At 57.8% G+C, this 15,777-nt stretch carries 14 protein-coding genes; 8 read left to right on the top strand and 6 right to left on the bottom strand.

The genetic code is table 11. The features are described from left to right. Nucleotides 1-22 precede the first annotated feature (22 nt). The 3 genes from KCG46_RS04110 to KCG46_RS04120 are packed head-to-tail and all read left to right on the top strand — an operon-like array spanning nt 23 to nt 1,917. Nucleotides 23-472 (top strand): MaoC family dehydratase, encoded by a 450-nt coding sequence (locus KCG46_RS04110; RefSeq protein WP_218404043.1) that lies wholly within the window; start codon nt 23-25, stop codon nt 470-472. Then, nucleotides 465-725, top strand: coding sequence for a hypothetical protein (locus KCG46_RS04115; RefSeq protein ID WP_218404044.1), 261 nt, complete (start codon nt 465-467; stop codon nt 723-725). The genes KCG46_RS04110 and KCG46_RS04115 overlap by 8 nt, the downstream gene beginning before the upstream one ends. A gap of 10 nt (nt 726-735) precedes the next feature. Further along, nucleotides 736-1,917 carry an acetyl-CoA C-acyltransferase gene (locus KCG46_RS04120; RefSeq protein ID WP_218404045.1) on the top strand — a complete coding sequence of 394 codons (1,182 nt, stop codon included), beginning with the start codon at nt 736-738 and terminating at the stop codon, nt 1,915-1,917. 85 nt (nt 1,918-2,002) lie between these two features. Here the strand turns inward: KCG46_RS04120 and KCG46_RS04125 are convergent, their stop codons facing one another. Further along, nucleotides 2,003-2,452: a hypothetical protein gene (locus KCG46_RS04125; protein WP_218404046.1), complete on the bottom strand. Its 450-nt coding sequence runs from the start codon at nt 2,450-2,452 to the stop codon at nt 2,003-2,005. A 138-nt stretch (nt 2,453-2,590) separates the two neighbouring features. Here KCG46_RS04125 and KCG46_RS04130 point away from each other — a divergent pair, with 138 nt between their 5' ends. Further along, entirely contained in the window at nt 2,591-3,184 is a 594-nt protein-coding gene (locus KCG46_RS04130; RefSeq protein ID WP_218404047.1) for a DUF4126 domain-containing protein, read from the top strand. Nucleotides 3,185-3,741: 557 nt separating this feature from the next. Here KCG46_RS04130 and KCG46_RS04135 read toward each other — a convergent pair. Then, a complete protein-coding gene (locus tag KCG46_RS04135) occupies nt 3,742-4,989 on the bottom strand; it encodes a polyhydroxyalkanoate depolymerase (protein WP_218404048.1) in 1,248 nt (415 codons plus the stop codon). A 187-nt stretch (nt 4,990-5,176) separates the two neighbouring features. Between KCG46_RS04135 and KCG46_RS04140 the strand changes: the two genes are divergently transcribed. From KCG46_RS04140 to KCG46_RS04150, 3 genes are all read left to right on the top strand, one after another. Next, nucleotides 5,177-7,012 (top strand): ABC transporter transmembrane domain-containing protein, encoded by a 1,836-nt coding sequence (locus KCG46_RS04140; protein WP_218405291.1) that lies wholly within the window; start codon nt 5,177-5,179, stop codon nt 7,010-7,012. A gap of 116 nt (nt 7,013-7,128) precedes the next feature. Next, a complete protein-coding gene (locus KCG46_RS04145) occupies nt 7,129-9,324 on the top strand; it encodes a M13 family metallopeptidase (protein ID WP_218404049.1) in 2,196 nt (731 codons plus the stop codon). A 65-nt stretch (nt 9,325-9,389) separates the two neighbouring features. Next, complete coding sequence (locus tag KCG46_RS04150) at nt 9,390-10,247, top strand: undecaprenyl-diphosphate phosphatase (RefSeq protein ID WP_218404050.1); 858 nt, start codon at nt 9,390-9,392, stop codon at nt 10,245-10,247. A 240-nt stretch (nt 10,248-10,487) separates the two neighbouring features. Here the strand turns inward: KCG46_RS04150 and phhA are convergent, their stop codons facing one another. Beyond that, complete coding sequence (phhA, locus tag KCG46_RS04155) at nt 10,488-11,534, bottom strand: phenylalanine 4-monooxygenase (RefSeq protein WP_218404051.1); 1,047 nt, start codon at nt 11,532-11,534, stop codon at nt 10,488-10,490. Between the two features lie 55 nt (nt 11,535-11,589). Between phhA and ppk2 the strand changes: the two genes are divergently transcribed. Beyond that, nucleotides 11,590-12,369: a polyphosphate kinase 2 gene (gene ppk2, locus KCG46_RS04160; protein WP_218404052.1), complete on the top strand. Its 780-nt coding sequence runs from the start codon at nt 11,590-11,592 to the stop codon at nt 12,367-12,369. Here ppk2 and KCG46_RS04165 read toward each other — a convergent pair. Genes KCG46_RS04165 through KCG46_RS04175 form a run of 3 tightly spaced genes read right to left on the bottom strand, consistent with a single transcriptional unit; the run spans nt 12,366 to nt 15,678 of the window. Beyond that, nucleotides 12,366-13,214, bottom strand: coding sequence for an HTD2 family dehydratase (locus tag KCG46_RS04165; protein WP_369410161.1), 849 nt, complete (start codon nt 13,212-13,214; stop codon nt 12,366-12,368). The two genes, ppk2 and KCG46_RS04165, sit on opposite strands and share 4 nt — an antisense overlap. Beyond that, nucleotides 13,211-14,437: an acetyl-CoA C-acetyltransferase gene (locus KCG46_RS04170; RefSeq protein ID WP_218404053.1), complete on the bottom strand. Its 1,227-nt coding sequence runs from the start codon at nt 14,435-14,437 to the stop codon at nt 13,211-13,213. Before KCG46_RS04170 ends, KCG46_RS04165 begins: the two co-directional genes overlap by 4 nt. Beyond that, nucleotides 14,437-15,678 (bottom strand): CoA transferase, encoded by a 1,242-nt coding sequence (locus KCG46_RS04175; RefSeq protein ID WP_218404054.1) that lies wholly within the window; start codon nt 15,676-15,678, stop codon nt 14,437-14,439. The genes KCG46_RS04170 and KCG46_RS04175 overlap by 1 nt, the downstream gene beginning before the upstream one ends. Nucleotides 15,679-15,777: the final 99 nt, after the last annotated feature.

A 15,777-nucleotide genomic window follows, 5' to 3' on the forward strand; every position in this document is an offset into this window, starting at 1 on the left:
CGCTCACACAGAGGAGAGCGATATGACCCCGCAGGAATTGGCCGGAAAAGTCGGCGAAACAATCGGCACAAGCGAATGGGCCGAAATGAGCCAGGAACGCATCAACCAGTTTGCCGATGCAACCGGTGATCACCAGTTCATCCATATCAACGAAGAAGCCGCTAAGATGACGCCGTTCGGCGGCACCATCGCGCACGGTTTCCTCACCCTGTCGATGATCCCGTATCTGTCCGCCAACAGCGACATGCCGAAAATGGACGGCGTGAAGATGGGCGTGAACTATGGTGGCAACAAAACCCGCTTCATCGCGCCGGTCCGTTCGGGCAAACGCATCCGCGGCCACTGGAAGCTGACCGAAATGGTCGAAAAGCGCCCTGGCCAGTGGCAGCAGACATCCGAAATCACAATCGAGATCGAAGGCGAAGACAAGCCTGCCCTGATCTGTGAGTGGATCACACTGCTGTTTGTCTGATCTGGTGCCCGGCAATCTGTTCTGGCTAGGCTTTGTCTTGGGCGCGTTGGCGCTTGCACTGTTTGGCCGGAACCTGCCTTTCCCACCCCTTGCCCACATGATTTGGGGCGTGATGGGAACCACTCTTTACCTCGTGAGAGTCAAAGTATCGGGTCGGCAAGTCAGCATAAACGTCGGTATGTTTGTTGCCGGATCGCTGATCGTCCTCTCGCTGTTTGTCTTTCTTGTCAGTTCTAAAATCAGCTCACTTTAAGGAAAACCCCATGTCACGTGATGCAGTAATCGTCTCCACCGCCCGTACGCCGATTGGCCGGGCTTATAAGGGCGGCTTTAACGCCACCCCTGGTGCCACCCTTGGTGCCGCTTCTTTCGCCCCTGCTGTTGAGCGCGCCGGTATCGACGCCGCCGAAATTGACGATGTTGTGTGGGGCGCTGTCCTCACTCAGGGCACGCAGGCTGGTAACATTGGCCGCCAGGTTGCTCTTCGCGGCGGCGCACCGGTTTCCGTTGGCGCGCAGACGATTGATCGTCAGTGTTCTTCGGGCCTTATGGCTATCAGCACGGCAGCCAAGCAGATCATCGTCGACAATATGGACGTTGTCGTTGGCGGCGGTCAGGACTCGATTTCGATGGTGCAAACCCCAGAGATGCGGGTTCAGATGGATCCGTCGCTGCTCGCCATGCACAAGAACGTTTACATGCCGATGCTGCAAACCGCTGAGACGGTAGCAGAGCGTTACAACATCAGCCGCGACGCGCAGGACGAATACGCTCTGCAATCGCAAATGCGCACCGCAGCCGGTCAGGAAGCTGGCAAGTTTGATGACGAGATCGTTCCTGTCACCACCACCATGATGGTCAAAGACAAGGCAACCGGCGAAGTCAGCCAGGTTGAGCACACGCTGACCAAAGACGAAGGCAACCGCCCGTCGACCACGCTTGAAGGTCTACAAGGTCTTCAGCCGGTAATGGGTCCGGGTAAAGTTATCACCGCTGGCAACGCATCGCAGCTGTCCGATGGTTCATCGGCTTCGGTTCTGATGGAAGCCAAACTGGCCGAGCAAAAAGGTCTTCAGCCGCTGGGCCGCTATGTCGGTATGGCGGTTGCGGGCACAGAGCCTGATGAAATGGGCATCGGTCCTGTCTACGCGATCCCGAAACTTCTCAAGCAGACCGGCCTGAAAATGGACGACATCGGTCTGTGGGAACTGAACGAAGCGTTCGCTGTGCAGGTTCTGTATTGCCGCGACAAGCTGGGCATCGATAACGACATCCTTAACGTCAATGGCGGATCAATTTCGATCGGTCACCCATACGGCATGACCGGCGCACGCTGCACTGGCCACGCCTTGATCGAAGGCAAACGCCGCGGTGCGAAATACGTGGTTGTGACCATGTGTGTTGGCGGCGGCATGGGCGCAGCGGGACTGTTCGAAGTCTTCTAAGCGGCCCACATTCCGAAACAAGAAAGGCGGCGCAGGGTCAAACCTGCGCCGCCTTTTCTTTGTTCAGCTTTCGCCTGTGAGGCGTTTAGTCGCCTTCGGTCAGGCCCATCTTTGCATCGGCTGCGGCAAGAACGCTGTTCTCTTTTTTGTCGCTGCCATACCCTTTGACGATAGCGGCCTGCATTGGTTGTTTTGTGCTGGTCTGTTTCTTGCCCGGTGAAAGCATACTGCCAAAAAATTCCATCACTTTGGTGACGTTGCTTTTCTCGACTTTCGCGATGCGGACCTGTGCATCGGGCTCAACCATATGAAACTCTTTGCCGCGGACCAGAACCGCGCGGCCTGCCTTGCTGGTGCGGACGATATCGCCAGTCTGCAATTGCGTACCTTCGGCGCCGTAGATCGCTTTGGAATCGCGAATGACGGAGACTTGGCCATCGGTCTCGGAGATTACCCAGACCGTATCGTTGGCCAGTGCAGCCGTACCGGTGAAGAGCGCCGCTGCGACGACAACGCTTTTTGACAGTTTCAACATTCTCAGTTCCCCTTGGCACCAATCCTGATTGCCACCGGAGATAGCCCAAGCATCCAAGCGTCCAATTAATCCGGTTGGTTAAAGTGAGGTTTAAGCGGTGCCTTTTTCTTTGAGTGTTTTTGGGTCTAGATAGAACTCATGGGAATTATGGAAATCATCGGGATCGCGGGGAGCGTCAGTCTGCTCTCGGGGTGGCGGCTTTATCTGTGCGTGTTTGCAACCGGACTTGCGATGCGGCTGGATGCGCTGCCGGTGCCGGAGCATTTGGCGAGCCTCGGCGTGCTCGAAAATCCATGGGTGATGGGCATTGCGGCGCTGGGCGCGCTTGCGGAGTTCTTTGCCGACAAGGTGATGTGGCTCGATAGTATCTGGGACACAGTCCATACGCTGGTACGCCCGATTGGCGGCGCGCTGCTGGCGCTGGCGATTGTCGATCCGTCCGACCCCGCGATGCAAGTGATCGCATTCATGCTGGGCGGCGGCGCTAGCTTTCTGGCGCATGGCGGAAAAGCATCGGCGCGCGCCGTGGTCAATACTTCGCCCGAACCGGTCAGCAATGCGGTCGTCTCCACCGGAGAGGATATCGCGACCGTAGGCTTGCTATGGCTGGCTTACGAATATCCGATGGTTGCAGGCGGGATTGCCGTGGTTCTGTTTGTGCTGATGATCCTGCTGCTGCTGTGGGCAAGGCGGATTATCAAGCGGGTGTTTTTCAGGACGCCGAAGGTCTGAGGGTGAAGCGCGAACGATCAATCGAAATTATAGTCGTCGCTTCCGCCGTTACTGCATGCTCGAATGGCAGCTGCTAGATAGTTGGAATCTACATCCCACCATTTCTCAATTCGTTTCAGCGGCCTCAACAGCGAACGGTCTGCGACATACCCAGCAGCTTTGATATCAACGAGGCCGATTGTCTTCGCGGAAAGTCGCCGTCTAACGAGCTTACATGCTTCGGGATGCTGCCTTCTAGCCAATCCTAGTGTCGCCTCAGCGGATACATCTCTGTGAGGATCAAGCGCATTGCTGAGCAGCCTTGCCGTTATCGCCCTCGAACTATGGACCGAAAGCGCAATACGAAAGGTTGCCCAATCCCTGTTCGTTGGATCAGCATCAGTCATCAATTCCAGCAAGCGATTTAACTCGAATGGTGTGTAGTGGGGTCGCGTCTCGGTTAGTCGCTGTAGAAAGTAATTTTGCGGTTTATATCTCGTGTCCATTGGTTTTCACTGACATGTCGATGCAGTGTCCGCAAATGGGCCGTCAGCGGACGCCCGTGTAACCCGTGCAAATCAACTATGCGCTGCCACAAATTCCTCAACCACAGGCGCGACCTTAGTCCGCCAGCGGCTGCCGTTGAAGATGCCGTAATGACCCGCGCCTTCGGCCATGTAGTAGCGCTTCTTCTCTTCCGGCAGGCTAGGGGTCAATTTCAGCGCGGCGCGTGTTTGGCCTAGGCCAGAGATATCGTCGCGTTCGCCTTCAATTGCGAGCAGCGCGGTGTCCGTCAGCTGCGCGAGGTCTACCACTTCGCCCCTATGCTCAAACGTGCCGTTGGGGATTGAGTGTTTCTGGAACACTTCCTCGACCGTTTGCAGGTAAAATTCCGCCGTCATGTCGCAGACCGCGCGATATTCGTCGTAGAAATCCTTGGTCGTTTGCGCGCTGGCATCATCGCCCGCTGTTAGGTGTTTGAACATCTCGTAATGGCTCATCATATGGCTTTGCAGGTTCATGCTCATAAAGGCATTGAGCTGCATAAAGCCGGGATAGACCTTACGCCCCGCACCCCGATATTGCTTTGGCACGGTCGTGATGACGCTGCGGCGGAACCATTCAATCGGGCGTTTCATCGCGTGATCGTTTACCGAAGTCGGGCTTTCGCGCGTATCAATCGGCCCGCCCATCATCGTTAGGGTCGCAGGGGCAGCAGGCGATTTGTGCTGGTTAAGCAGCGCGGTCGCGGCGAAGGCCGGAACCGAGGGCTGGCAAACCGCGAGCATATGCGGACGCGTGCCAGGATTTTGCTCCTCAATATAGCCGAGGAAATCCATCAGATAATCGATGTAGGTGTCGAGGTCGAAATCGCCCTCATGGACCGGTACAGTTGCTGCGTCGGCCCAATCGGTGATGTAAACCTCATAACTCTGGAGCATCCGCTCCACCGTGCCGCGCAGCAGCGTGGCGTAGTGACCGCTCATTGGCGCAACGATCAGCATTTTCGGGCGCATCGTCTCTTTGGCATCATCCACCCCGTCAAGGCGGAAGCGTTTGAGATCGCCGAATGGGCGATTGACGACGGTTGCCTCAATCACAGGGTAGAGGGTGCCATCCGATTCAATTTCCGTGATGCCAAATGCGGGCTTACCATAGCTCGCCGTTGCATGCGCGAGCACGTCAAGCGCATTGGCAGCAATCGGCATCGCGCCCATTTTCGCAAACGGGTTGGCGGAGTTGGAGAGGACAGACGCGCTGATCGCCGCCATCGAGCTGACGGAATTCATCCAGCTGCGCTGAATTTCATAGGCGTGATAGAGCATGTGTGTTTCCGTCCGTATGGCCAATTGCGGTGCTAACCGGCGCAAATTTGTGTGATCCCCTCCGTAGTAGATGGGCGCTTCGGGCCTATTGTGCAATGCACAATAACCGTTCGGTCAGCAATGAACGGGGGGCTGTGTGCTTTTTGCACGTGAAATTTGTGCGGTGTGTGACTAAATCATGCCGTATATGGACGCGCAAACTTCTCCAGCCTCTGGCCCAGATACCGACATCGAAGAGACGGAAACGGCCGAAACACCGCGCAAAGCTCGCTCGCTCGCGCCGCTTCGGATGGTTTATCGTGAAGCTGCAAAGTATCCGACTCAGGTCGTATTTGCGCTGCTTGCTCTGTTGGTCACGGCAGGCGCGACGCTTGCGATACCGGCAGCGTTGCAGTTCATTGTCGATCGCGGCTTCGGCGCAGAAAGTGGGGCGGAAGGCGAGATCGGGCAATGGTTTCGGCTGTTGCTGGTGATTGTTTTCATCATCGCGCTTGGCACAGCCGCGCGATTCTATTTCGTTAGCTGGATTGGCGAGCGGGTGGTCGCTGATATCCGCCGCAAGGTGCATCGCAACCTCATGCGGCTTTCGCCTTCGTTCTACGAAGAAAACAGCCCCAAAGAAATTTCGAGCCGGATGACATCTGATACAACGATCATTGAAACTGTCGTTGGCACGACCGTTTCGGTTGCGCTGCGCAACATTTTCCTTGGAATTGGCGGTACGATTTACCTGTTCTGGCTGTTGCCGGGCCTTACCATCTGGCTAGCGGTCGGCATTCCGGCGGTTATTCTGCCAATCGTTATTTTCGGTCGCCGTATTCGCAGCCTGTCACGTGATAATCAGGATCGCGTGGCTGATGTCGGCGCGATGGTGACAGAGGTGCTTGGCGCGATGAAGATCGTCCAGAGTTTTGGCCAACAAGACCGGGAGTCCGACCGTTTCGGCGGCGCTGTCGAGAGGACTTTCGACACCGCGCGCAAGCGGATCGTGTTGCGGTCGCTCATGACATCCCTCATCATTCTCGCGATTTTTGGATCAATCGTTCTGATTCTTTGGCGCGGCGCGGAAAGCGTTGCTGCAGGCGACATCACAGGCGGTACGATCCTGTCATTCGTTGTCGGCGCGATGATCGTTGCGGGCGCGTTTGGCGCTTTGACCGAGGTTTACGGCGAGCTTTTGCGCGGAGCCGGTGCGGCGAGCCGACTTGCAGAATTATTAGAGGCAAAACCCGAAATCGCAGCGCCAGCGCGGCCGGAGCAATTGCCAGACCCTGCGCGCGGCAGCTTGTCATTCCGCAATGTCACATTCCGGTACCCAGCCCGGCCCGAAACGCCTGCGCTGAAAGATTTCACGCTCGAAATTGAACCGGGCGAAACGGTGGCGATTGTTGGCCCGTCGGGTGCGGGTAAATCCACAATTTTCCAGCTGGTCGAACGGTTTTACGATCCGCAGCTTGGTACCATTCGCCTAGACGGTGTGCCACTGACCAAGGCGGACCCTGCCGACATCCGTGATCGGCTGGCGCTGGTTCCGCAGGACGGCGTGCTGTTCAGCGCAGATGCGCGCGACAATCTGCGCTATGGCAAATGGGATGCGAGCGACGAGGACATTTGGGAAGCAGCCCGCGCTGCCAATGCCGAGAAATTCTTATCCGACTTGCCAGATGGCCTCGACACATACTTGGGCGAAGGCGGCACGCAGCTATCGGGCGGCCAACAACAGCGCGTCGCGATTGCCCGCGCTTTGCTGCGCGATGCGCCCATTCTGTTGCTGGATGAGGCCACCAGCGCGCTTGATGCCGAGAGCGAGCAGCTCGTTCAGCAAGCTCTTGATGCTCTGATGACAGACCGCACGACACTTGTGATCGCACACCGACTCGCCACCGTTCGTAAAGCGGACCGGATCATTGTGCTCGAAGATGGCGAGATTGTTGAGCAAGGCAATCATGCCGAATTGTCCGTGGCTGGCGGGCTCTATGCCCGTCTCGCAAAGCTGCAATTCGCCGCCAATCAGGCCGCATAGACGCGGCTCTTTTCGACCAAGCGCCCAACAAGGGCGACCAGCGGCAACCTTGCGGGGCGCCGTGCGTTAAACCAGTATCGACGCAATTCGAACCAAGACATACGGGGACTGCAATTATGATCCGCACGACCAAGCTTCTGCTTGCTGGCACGGCAGCTCTTGCCCTGACCGGCACGGCGTTCGCCAATGAACATGCACAAACACATACACAGGGCACAGGTGAAGACATCCATCTGCTCGAAGAATCTGAGGTATCAGATGCTGGCTCTGAAACGAGCACGCCGACGATGGATTTCGGAAGCTGGGGCGTTGGCACCAGCCTAATCGATGACGCGGTTGATCCCGGCGATGACTTCAATGCCTTTGTGAATGGCAAATGGATCGCCGCAAACGAGATCCCAGCTGACCGGCAGCGTTTCGGCGCCTTTGATATGCTTCGTGAAGGATCAACGCGCGATGTTCGTGCATTGGTGCAAAAACTGGTCGATTCTGATCCTGCGCCGGGCACGCAGGCGCGCCGGATCGTTGATGCCTACAACGCCTATCTCGATGTCGACGCAATCGATGCCAGCGGACTGGCACCGGCGCAGCCATACATGGACAAGATTTTCGGTGCGACCGATCTTGAGGCGCTGACCAAGCTTTTTGGCAAGCCCGGTTATCCGTCGCTTGTGAGCGCGGGTGTCAGCATTGATGCTCGCAACCCGACGCAATACGCCGTTAGTATTGGTTTTGACGGTATGGGTCTGCCGGACCGCGATTATTATCTCGTTGATTCCGAGAACAATCTGGAAATCCGCGCGAAGTACAAAGAATATCTCGCCACAGTGTTTTCTGCGGCCGGTTATGCTGACCCGGCGAACGCTGCAGAGGCGGTTTACGCGTTTGAGCGTAAGGTCGCAGCAATTGAATGGGCGCGGCAGATTTTTCGCAAGCCAACGCTTACCTACAACGAATTGACGCCTCAGGACCTCACCGCTTTGGCGGGTGATTTCCCGATTGCGACGTTGCTGGAATCGGCCCAGCTTGCCGGTCAATCGCGCTATCTCGCCGCGCAACTGCCTCCAACCGACGAAGAGATCGAAGAGGCCGGCTTGACGCCTGAACAGATCGAAATGATCGGCGGCGGTCTGCCGGCAATGATGGAACTGCTTACCGAGACACCGCTTGCCACGCTTCAGGCGTATATGGCTAAAAGCTTTCTGTCATCAAACGCAGCGCTTCTTTCGAGCGATCTCGACGCGGCGAATTTCGACTTTTACGGCAAGACAATCAGCGGCCGTGAACAGCAACAGGAACGCTGGAAACGGGCTATTTCTTCGGTTGAGGGCTCGATCGGAGAGCAGCTTGGCGCGCTTTATGTCGAGCAGTATTTCCCGCCCGACAGCAAGGCGCGGATGGACGAGCTTGTTGCCAATCTGACGAAAGCGATGAGCGCAGCTCTGGACGAGAACGAGTGGATGACGCCTGCGACCATCGCCGAAGCGCGCAGCAAGCTCGAAGGGTTTGTGCCGATGATCGGTTATCCGGACGAGTTCAAAACCTATGACGGTCTTGAAATCTCTGCCACTGATCCGCTCGCCAACCGTATGGCCACGGCAAACTGGAATAATGCGGATATGCTTTCGCGTCTCGGCACGGATGTCGATCCGACCGAGTGGGGCATGTTCCCGCAGACAGTGAACGCTTACTATTCGCCGCTCACCAACCGGATCGTGTTCCCGGCCGCGATCCTGCAGCCGCCATTCTTCAATGGTAGTGCCGATCCTGCTGTAAACTACGGCGGTATCGGAGCGGTGATCGGTCACGAAATTGGGCACGGCTATGACGATCAGGGATCGCAATTCGATGCGACTGGCACCCTGCGCAATTGGTGGCAGGATGAAGACCGCGAAGGATTTGTGAAATTCACTGATCAGATGGGCGATTTCATCAAGTCGTATTGCCCCGTCGAAGGGTCTAATGGCCCTGAATGCTTGCGTCCTGGACAATCCATGGGTGAGACACTGGGCGACGTGGTCGGCCTGCAAATGGCCTACCGCGCCTATCGCATGTCTCTGGGCGGTGAAGAGGCACCGGTGATTGACGGCCTGACCGGCGATCAGCGCTTCTTCCTCGGATACGCTCAGATCTGGCGCGGAATGGAGCGTGAGGAATCGCTCCGCAATCGCGTGATGACAGCGAACCACCCTCCCGGCGAGTTCCGTCTCAACAACGCGGTGCGCCACAGCGACGCATGGTATAAAGCGTTCAATGTGACAGAAGGCGATGCGCTTTACCTTCCACCGGAAGAGCGCGTGCGTATTTGGTGATTTCGCCAGCCAGTTAATCGCAAACGAATTGACTTGGCCCGCGCTTCCTACAAGGAGCGTGGGCCATGACGTTTATACAGCTGCTTATCATCGCGGTGGTTCAGGGGATCACCGAGTTCCTGCCGATATCCTCGTCAGGTCATCTGATCCTGATCCCAACCTTCACCGACTTTTCCGACCAAGGTCCGCTGATCGATGTGGCCGTGCATGTCGGATCGCTGCTTGCGATTATTGTCTATTTCTTCAAAGATGTGCTTGTCCTCGCACGCGGTGGTTTCGCCAGCGTAGGGGTTGGTGCCAACGCGCCGAATGCACCATCTGAGCGGCGGCTGTTCTGGTGGATTGTGCTGGGTACGATCCCGGCGGTTGCGTTTGGTCTGTCAATTAAGATGGGTCTGTTCAACGGGATCGCGACCAGCGTTTTCGGGGTTGAGATTGTTGACGGAGACTTGATGGGATCGATCCGGTTTACCGATCTCATTGCCTTCAACCTGATCGTTTACGGCGTGCTGCTCGGCATTGCCGACTGGGTCGGGAAAGAGATCAAGCAGTTTGAAGATATGACGTGGCGCGACGGTTTGATCGTCGGCTTGGCTCAGGCGCTGGCGATTATTCCAGGAACCAGCCGCTCGGGCGTCACCATGACGGCAGCACGTTTCCTCGGGTACGAGCGAGTGGAGGCGGCGCGTTTTTCGTTCCTGCTTTCAATCCCGGCGGTTGCGGGCGCAGGAATCCTGATCGTGCCAGAGATTTTCGAGGCAGGTACTGCGCTTGCGTGGGATGCGCTGGTAGCGGGCGTTCTCACCTTCATCGCTGCGTTCCTGACGATGGCGTTCCTGATGAATTTCCTCAAGAAAGCATCGATGATGGTTTTCGTCATCTATCGGATCGCAATGGGCTGCGCGCTGCTCTACTTTTTCTAAGAAGCGAATGAATCTGCGCCTTGCCGGAACCCTTTCTGGGTCTTGCGGGTTATGCAAGTAAGACCCACCACCGACAGGATTTGAATACCAATGGCGCTACTCGTGTTGATCGTTTTAGGGGTAACCCTTGGCTGGTTGGCCTCGATCCTCGCGCGCAACGAAGCGCCGCGCGTGATTTTACGCCAGATCGGTATCAGCATGGTGGCGACGATCGCAGTCGGTCTGTTCGTGAATGACTGGTCATTCCTGGGCGGATTGTCGCTGATCGCGTTGGGCGCTGGCTTTGCGGGTGGTGTCGTCGCTCTGCTGATCTATCACTTCGCGGCGAGCGAGACCGTCGAGGCCTGACCTAAACGGTTCTGCGCCGCTCCCTCTGCCGCCGCGCAAATGGTATTCCTGCGTGCCGCGGTTCACCACATAATCGACATCGATCACCGCGCCGTTGGCATAGGTGAAGCCGGGCGCGAGGTTTTTATATAGCCGATCGAAATCGCGCTCGACGGTTTGGCGGAAGAGATCGTCAAAGCTTTCGATCACAAAATAAGTCGGCTGAAGATCGCTGATCACGTAATCGGTGCGCATGACACGGTCGACATTGAGCATGATGCGGTTGGGGCTCTCTGCTTCGACCGCGAATTTCGCCTCTGTTGGGCCTGAAAGAATTCCCGCGCCATAGGCTTTTATGCCATCGGATTCCTCAATCAGGCCGAACTCCACGGTATACCAGTAGAGCGCGCCGAGGGATTTCAGGCGGTTATAATGCATCGCCTTCCAACCAGCGCGGCCATATTCCTGCATGTAATCGGCATAGACCGGATCGGTGAGCATCGGGACATGGCCGAACACGTCGTGAAATACGTCTGGTTCCTGAATGTAGTCGAATGTCTCGCGGGTGCGGATGAAATTACCCGCGGGAAAACGGCGATTGGCCAGATGCCAGAAAAACACGTGATCGGGGATCAACATCGGGACTGGCACAACGCTCCATCCGGTCAGCTTGTCTAGCTCTTCGGACAGCGCGCCGAATTCTGGGATGCCACCTCGCGACAGGTCGAGTTTGTCGAGGCCTGCCATAAAGGCGCTCGCCGCGCGTCCCGGCAGCACTTCCATTTGCCGCGCGAACAGCTCGTTCCAGATCCCGTGATCATCCGAAGTGTAGTCGGTCTGCGCGGGTTCCAGCCAGTCATCGCCCAGATGGGCGGGCTTGACGAGCGGCGCGGTGAACACATCCGCCGGTAGGTCCGGCAGACGCGAAAAATCGGTGTCAGGATCAGCAAGTGTAGCCATAATGTGCCGTTTGATACTACCATCGCGTCAAGGCAACAACAAACCGAGAGACACCATGGGCCTAAAAGGCAAAGACTACCGCAAGCTGTTAGAACCCATGACCGAGGAACTGGTCGGCATGGCCCGCTGGGCGCGGACGACAGGTGCGCGGATTGTGGTTCTTTTCGAAGGCCGAGATACGGCGGGCAAAGGCGGAGCGATCCGCGCGGTGCGCGACAAGCTGAACCCGCGCCAGTGCCGCACGGTGGCTCTTTCCAAGCCAAGCGAGGACGAGCAGACGCAGTGGTATTTCCAGCGGTATATCGATCACCTACCCAGCGCGGGCGAGATCGTGCTGTTCGACCGCAGTTGGTACAACCGCGCCGGTGTCGAAAAGGTGATGGGCTACGCGACTGGCGCTCAGGTCGATGCCTTTCTTAAGCAAGCTCCGATCTTTGAAAAGCAGCTGACGGATGATGGTATCCTGCTTTTCAAATATTGGCTGACGACAGATCAGGACCGGCAGGAAGAGCGCCTTCGCGAAAGGCTGGAAGATCCGCTGAAACGGTGGAAGCTGTCGCCTGTCGATCTCGCCGCGCGCGATAAGTACGACGCGTATACCGAAGCACGCGAGGCGATGCTGAAAGCGACCAGCACAGACAATGCACCATGGACCTTGGTCAATTTCAACGATCAGAAACGCGGAAGACTAAGCCTGATCCGCGACTTGCTCGACCGCTTGCCAGATACTCATATCGAGCCGCCAGCGATTGATTTTCCTGATCTGCACCGCGAACCGAAATCGGAAAGCTATTCAGTGATGAAGCCGATCAGGGACTATCCGATCAAAAGCTAGATCGCAGCTTTCGCTTTGGTGATCTGACGGCCGTCTTGGGCAAATGCGCCGAGCTCAAAGCTGCCTTCGCTGCCGCGCATAACGAGGTGCAGCGGCTCGTCCGCAATGGCCGGTGACACGCCGCGAAACTCGAAAGCGCGCAGCGCATTTTCGCCCAGCATTGTGGCAGCCAATTGTAGCAGCAGGCTCGCCGTTAGCGGCCCATGCACCACAAGTCCGCGATACCGCTCAACATCGCGCGCATAGGGCGCGTCATAGTGGATGCGGTGCGTGTTGAAAGTGAGCGAGGAATAGCGAAACAGCAGGCGCGGATCGGGGTTCAGGACGCGGTGCGCCTCCCATTCGCTCGCATCTAAGACTTCCTCCCCTAGCTCAGGCGGAGCAAGCGGTGCGTCCGAGGAAGCGGCATCGCGGTAAACCAGCGTTTGCGTTTCAAGCACCGAAAGCGTGCCGTTGGCCCGCGTCTCATGCTCGACATTGACGAAGGCAAGCTTGCCGCTTCCACCCTCTTTCTCGCTGATCGAGGCAACGCGGCTGGTCCGACTGATCGCTGCGCCGACTGCAATTGGCGCGCGGAATTCTATTGTGCTTGAGGCCCACATGCGGCGCGGCATGGAAAACGGCGGCAGGAAACTCTCCGCGCTTTCATCGCGCGCAGGGTGCCCATCTTCGCCCAAGGCCGCCGTTGGCGCATCGGGTGTGCAGAGCGCAAAGTGGATACCCTGAGGCATGATCGCGGGTTCTGGCATCGCAAGGTCGAATGTCGCCAGCCACCGAGCCGCGCGTGCTGCGTCCAGCACGTCGCTCGATTGCTGCTCACGTCCGATCCAAGCGTCAAAGCTCACGTTGCGCGCTCAAACACCGCCGCGATGCCTTGGCCGCCGCCGATACACATTGTTTCGATGCCGTAGCGCGCTTCGCGGCGGTGCATTTCGGCGGCCATATCGGCAAGGATGCGCCCGCCTGTTGCGCCAATCGGATGTCCGAGCGAAATGCCCGATCCATTGACGTTGAGGATGTCGCGGCGGCTGTCATCTGCTGACCAGCCCCAGCCTTTCAACACGGCAAGAACTTGGGGTGCGAAAGCCTCATTCAGCTCGACTATATCAATGTCGTTCCAGGAGTATCCGCGCCGCTCGAACAGGCGTTCCACCGCCGGCACAGGGCCGATGCCCATGCGGGATGGATCGCAGCCAGCCGCAGCCCAACCGCCAAACCACAGCGATGGCTCAAGGCCCAGCTCTTCCAGCTTGTCTTCAGCCACGACAAGACAGGCCGCCGCCGCATCGTTTTGCTGACTGGCATTACCTGCTGTCACGATGGCATCGGGATCGCGCCTGCCATCAATTGGACGCAGACCCGCAAGCGATTCCACGGTCGCATCCGTTCGGTAGCCCTCGTCGTGATCAAAGGTAATCGGCTCTTTGCGGCGCTGGGGCACTTCGATTGGCACCAAATGTCCGTCAAATTTGCCCGCTTCCCAAGCGGCCGCCGCATTCTGATGCGAACGCACTGCAAAGGCATCGGCATCTTCGCGGCTGATGCCGTAGTCCTTGGCAAGGTTCTCCGCAGTTTCGATCATGCCGGTGATCACGCCAAAGCGTTCAATCGGCTGGCTCATCAAGCGTCCGCGTGAAAGGCGATCATGCAATGTGATGTCGCCCATGCGCGCCCCGCCGCGACCTTGCAGCGTGTAATGCTCGACATTGGACATGCTCTCGCACCCGCCCGCGACCACCACGTCGGCCATGCCGGTTTCCACCATCATCGCGGCATTGGCGACCGCCTGCAAACCCGATCCGCAGCGCCGATCCAGCTGATAGCCGGGCACTTCCAGTGGCAATCCCGCGGCCAGCCATGACCAGTGCCCGATGGCGGGCGCTTCGGCGTTTCCGTATCCTTGGCTGAACACCACATCATCAACGCGGGCGGGATCAATGCCGGAGCGTTCGACCAGCGCTTTCAGAATGATCGCGCCCAATTCTCCGGCGTTCAAGGTCGATAGACCGCCCAGAAATTTGCCCACGGGTGTGCGCAGCGGCGATACGATGGCGGCTCTTCTGGTCATCAACGGTCCTTATCACTTAATGCTACGGTGCCTGCATCCACCAGCTTGCCGATAGCGCCGCTCGATAGGCCAAGGCGCTCGGCCAAGATCTCTTCGGAATGCTGGCCAAGGTAGGGTGCCGGTGCAGGATTTCCGGCTTCCTGCGCGGGGATGTTCGCGAATGAGCGCGGCGCAGGATATTCAAAGCCGGAAGGGTTGGCAGGCGACGGGCCGAACATCGGATTGTCCGCGATGAGCACCGGATCATTCGCGGCCTCGTGAGCCGTGCGGTATTTCTCGAATGTGCAGCCGTGGGCCGCCATGAGCGATTGCAGCGCCTTGTAATCATGGCTGCCCGCGACGTTCTGGAAAATATCGAACAGCGCATGGCGGTGTTTAAAGCGCGGATCATCGCCATCCGAGAATGTGACGCCGACTTCCACCTCAAGCTTGCTGATCGGCAGCGCCACGCCGAATGCTTCGACTAGGCCCGCCCATTGTTTGGCAGTCAAGGCAGCGACCATAAAGCGCACGCCGTCCTTTGAACGGAAATCGCGTCCAAACGCGCCCCAGATGGCATTGCCGAGCCGCTCCCGGTCACTCCCGCGATAGAGCATTTCGGCCATCAATCCCGCATTGGCGGTGGTGCCAATCGCGACATCGCCCAATGGCACGCGGACTTCCGAACCCTCGCCCGTCGCATCGCGGTGGCGCAGCGCGGCGAGCATTGCGAAAGCGCAATAAGCGCCGGTGATGAAGTCCCAAGCGGGCAGAACCTGATTGACCGGCGGCGCGGTTCTCATGTCCCAGTCTTCAGGACCGGTCATCAATGGATAGCCTGATGCAGCGTTGACGGTGAAGTCCATCGCTTGCCGCCCGTCATGCCAACCCATGATGCGCACTGATGTCAGGTCTGGCGCGCCTTCCGGTTGTGCGGCTTTGATCGCGGCGTGGCTGAGGAAGCTCTTTTCAGGCAGGTTGGTGATGCACTGGCCAGTCTTTGCCGCCAACTCGACGCACAGCTCACGCCCTTCGCCGCTGCGCAAATCAAGCGCGACCGATTTTTTTGCCCGGTTGAGGTTTTCCCACGACAGCGATCGGCCTTCTTTGGTGAGCATGTAGCGATCGTAATCCAGCCCGCCTGCCTTGTGATCGACGCGGATCACCTCAGCGCCCATTTGCGCGCAATAGAGGCCTGCTGTGGGTGATGCGACGAAGCTAGAGACCTCGACAATCGAAAGGTTACTTAGGAGGTTATACATTCAGATTAGAAACCTGTTTTTGAAAGTGTGCTCGAACGGCTCGTTTACGAGCCGCAAGGGCGCCCGCCCGCCCGCAGCGATGCGACCTTCAGGTCGCGT

Source organism: Erythrobacter crassostreae, assembly GCF_019204045.1.
GTDB classification, from domain to species: domain Bacteria; phylum Pseudomonadota; class Alphaproteobacteria; order Sphingomonadales; family Sphingomonadaceae; genus Erythrobacter; species Erythrobacter crassostreae.

What these genes read in the sequence shown, in the direction of transcription:
- KCG46_RS04140 (WP_218405291.1), top strand. Translation starts at nt 5,177, where the DNA reads ATGGACGCGCAAACTTCTCCAGCCTCTGGCCCAGATACCGACATCGAA.
- KCG46_RS04170 (WP_218404053.1), bottom strand. Translation starts at nt 14,437, where the DNA reads ATGACCAGAAGAGCCGCCATCGTATCGCCGCTGCGCACACCCGTGGGC.
- KCG46_RS04145 (WP_218404049.1), top strand. Translation starts at nt 7,129, where the DNA reads ATGATCCGCACGACCAAGCTTCTGCTTGCTGGCACGGCAGCTCTTGCC.
- KCG46_RS04135 (WP_218404048.1), bottom strand. Translation starts at nt 4,989, where the DNA reads ATGCTCTATCACGCCTATGAAATTCAGCGCAGCTGGATGAATTCCGTC.
- KCG46_RS04120 (WP_218404045.1), top strand. Translation starts at nt 736, where the DNA reads ATGTCACGTGATGCAGTAATCGTCTCCACCGCCCGTACGCCGATTGGC.
- KCG46_RS04130 (WP_218404047.1), top strand. Translation starts at nt 2,591, where the DNA reads ATGGGAATTATGGAAATCATCGGGATCGCGGGGAGCGTCAGTCTGCTC.
- KCG46_RS04125 (WP_218404046.1), bottom strand. Translation starts at nt 2,452, where the DNA reads ATGTTGAAACTGTCAAAAAGCGTTGTCGTCGCAGCGGCGCTCTTCACC.
- KCG46_RS04150 (WP_218404050.1), top strand. Translation starts at nt 9,390, where the DNA reads ATGACGTTTATACAGCTGCTTATCATCGCGGTGGTTCAGGGGATCACC.
- KCG46_RS04175 (WP_218404054.1), bottom strand. Translation starts at nt 15,678, where the DNA reads ATGTATAACCTCCTAAGTAACCTTTCGATTGTCGAGGTCTCTAGCTTC.
- phhA (WP_218404051.1), bottom strand. Translation starts at nt 11,534, where the DNA reads ATGGCTACACTTGCTGATCCTGACACCGATTTTTCGCGTCTGCCGGAC.
- KCG46_RS04110 (WP_218404043.1), top strand. Translation starts at nt 23, where the DNA reads ATGACCCCGCAGGAATTGGCCGGAAAAGTCGGCGAAACAATCGGCACA.
- ppk2 (WP_218404052.1), top strand. Translation starts at nt 11,590, where the DNA reads ATGGGCCTAAAAGGCAAAGACTACCGCAAGCTGTTAGAACCCATGACC.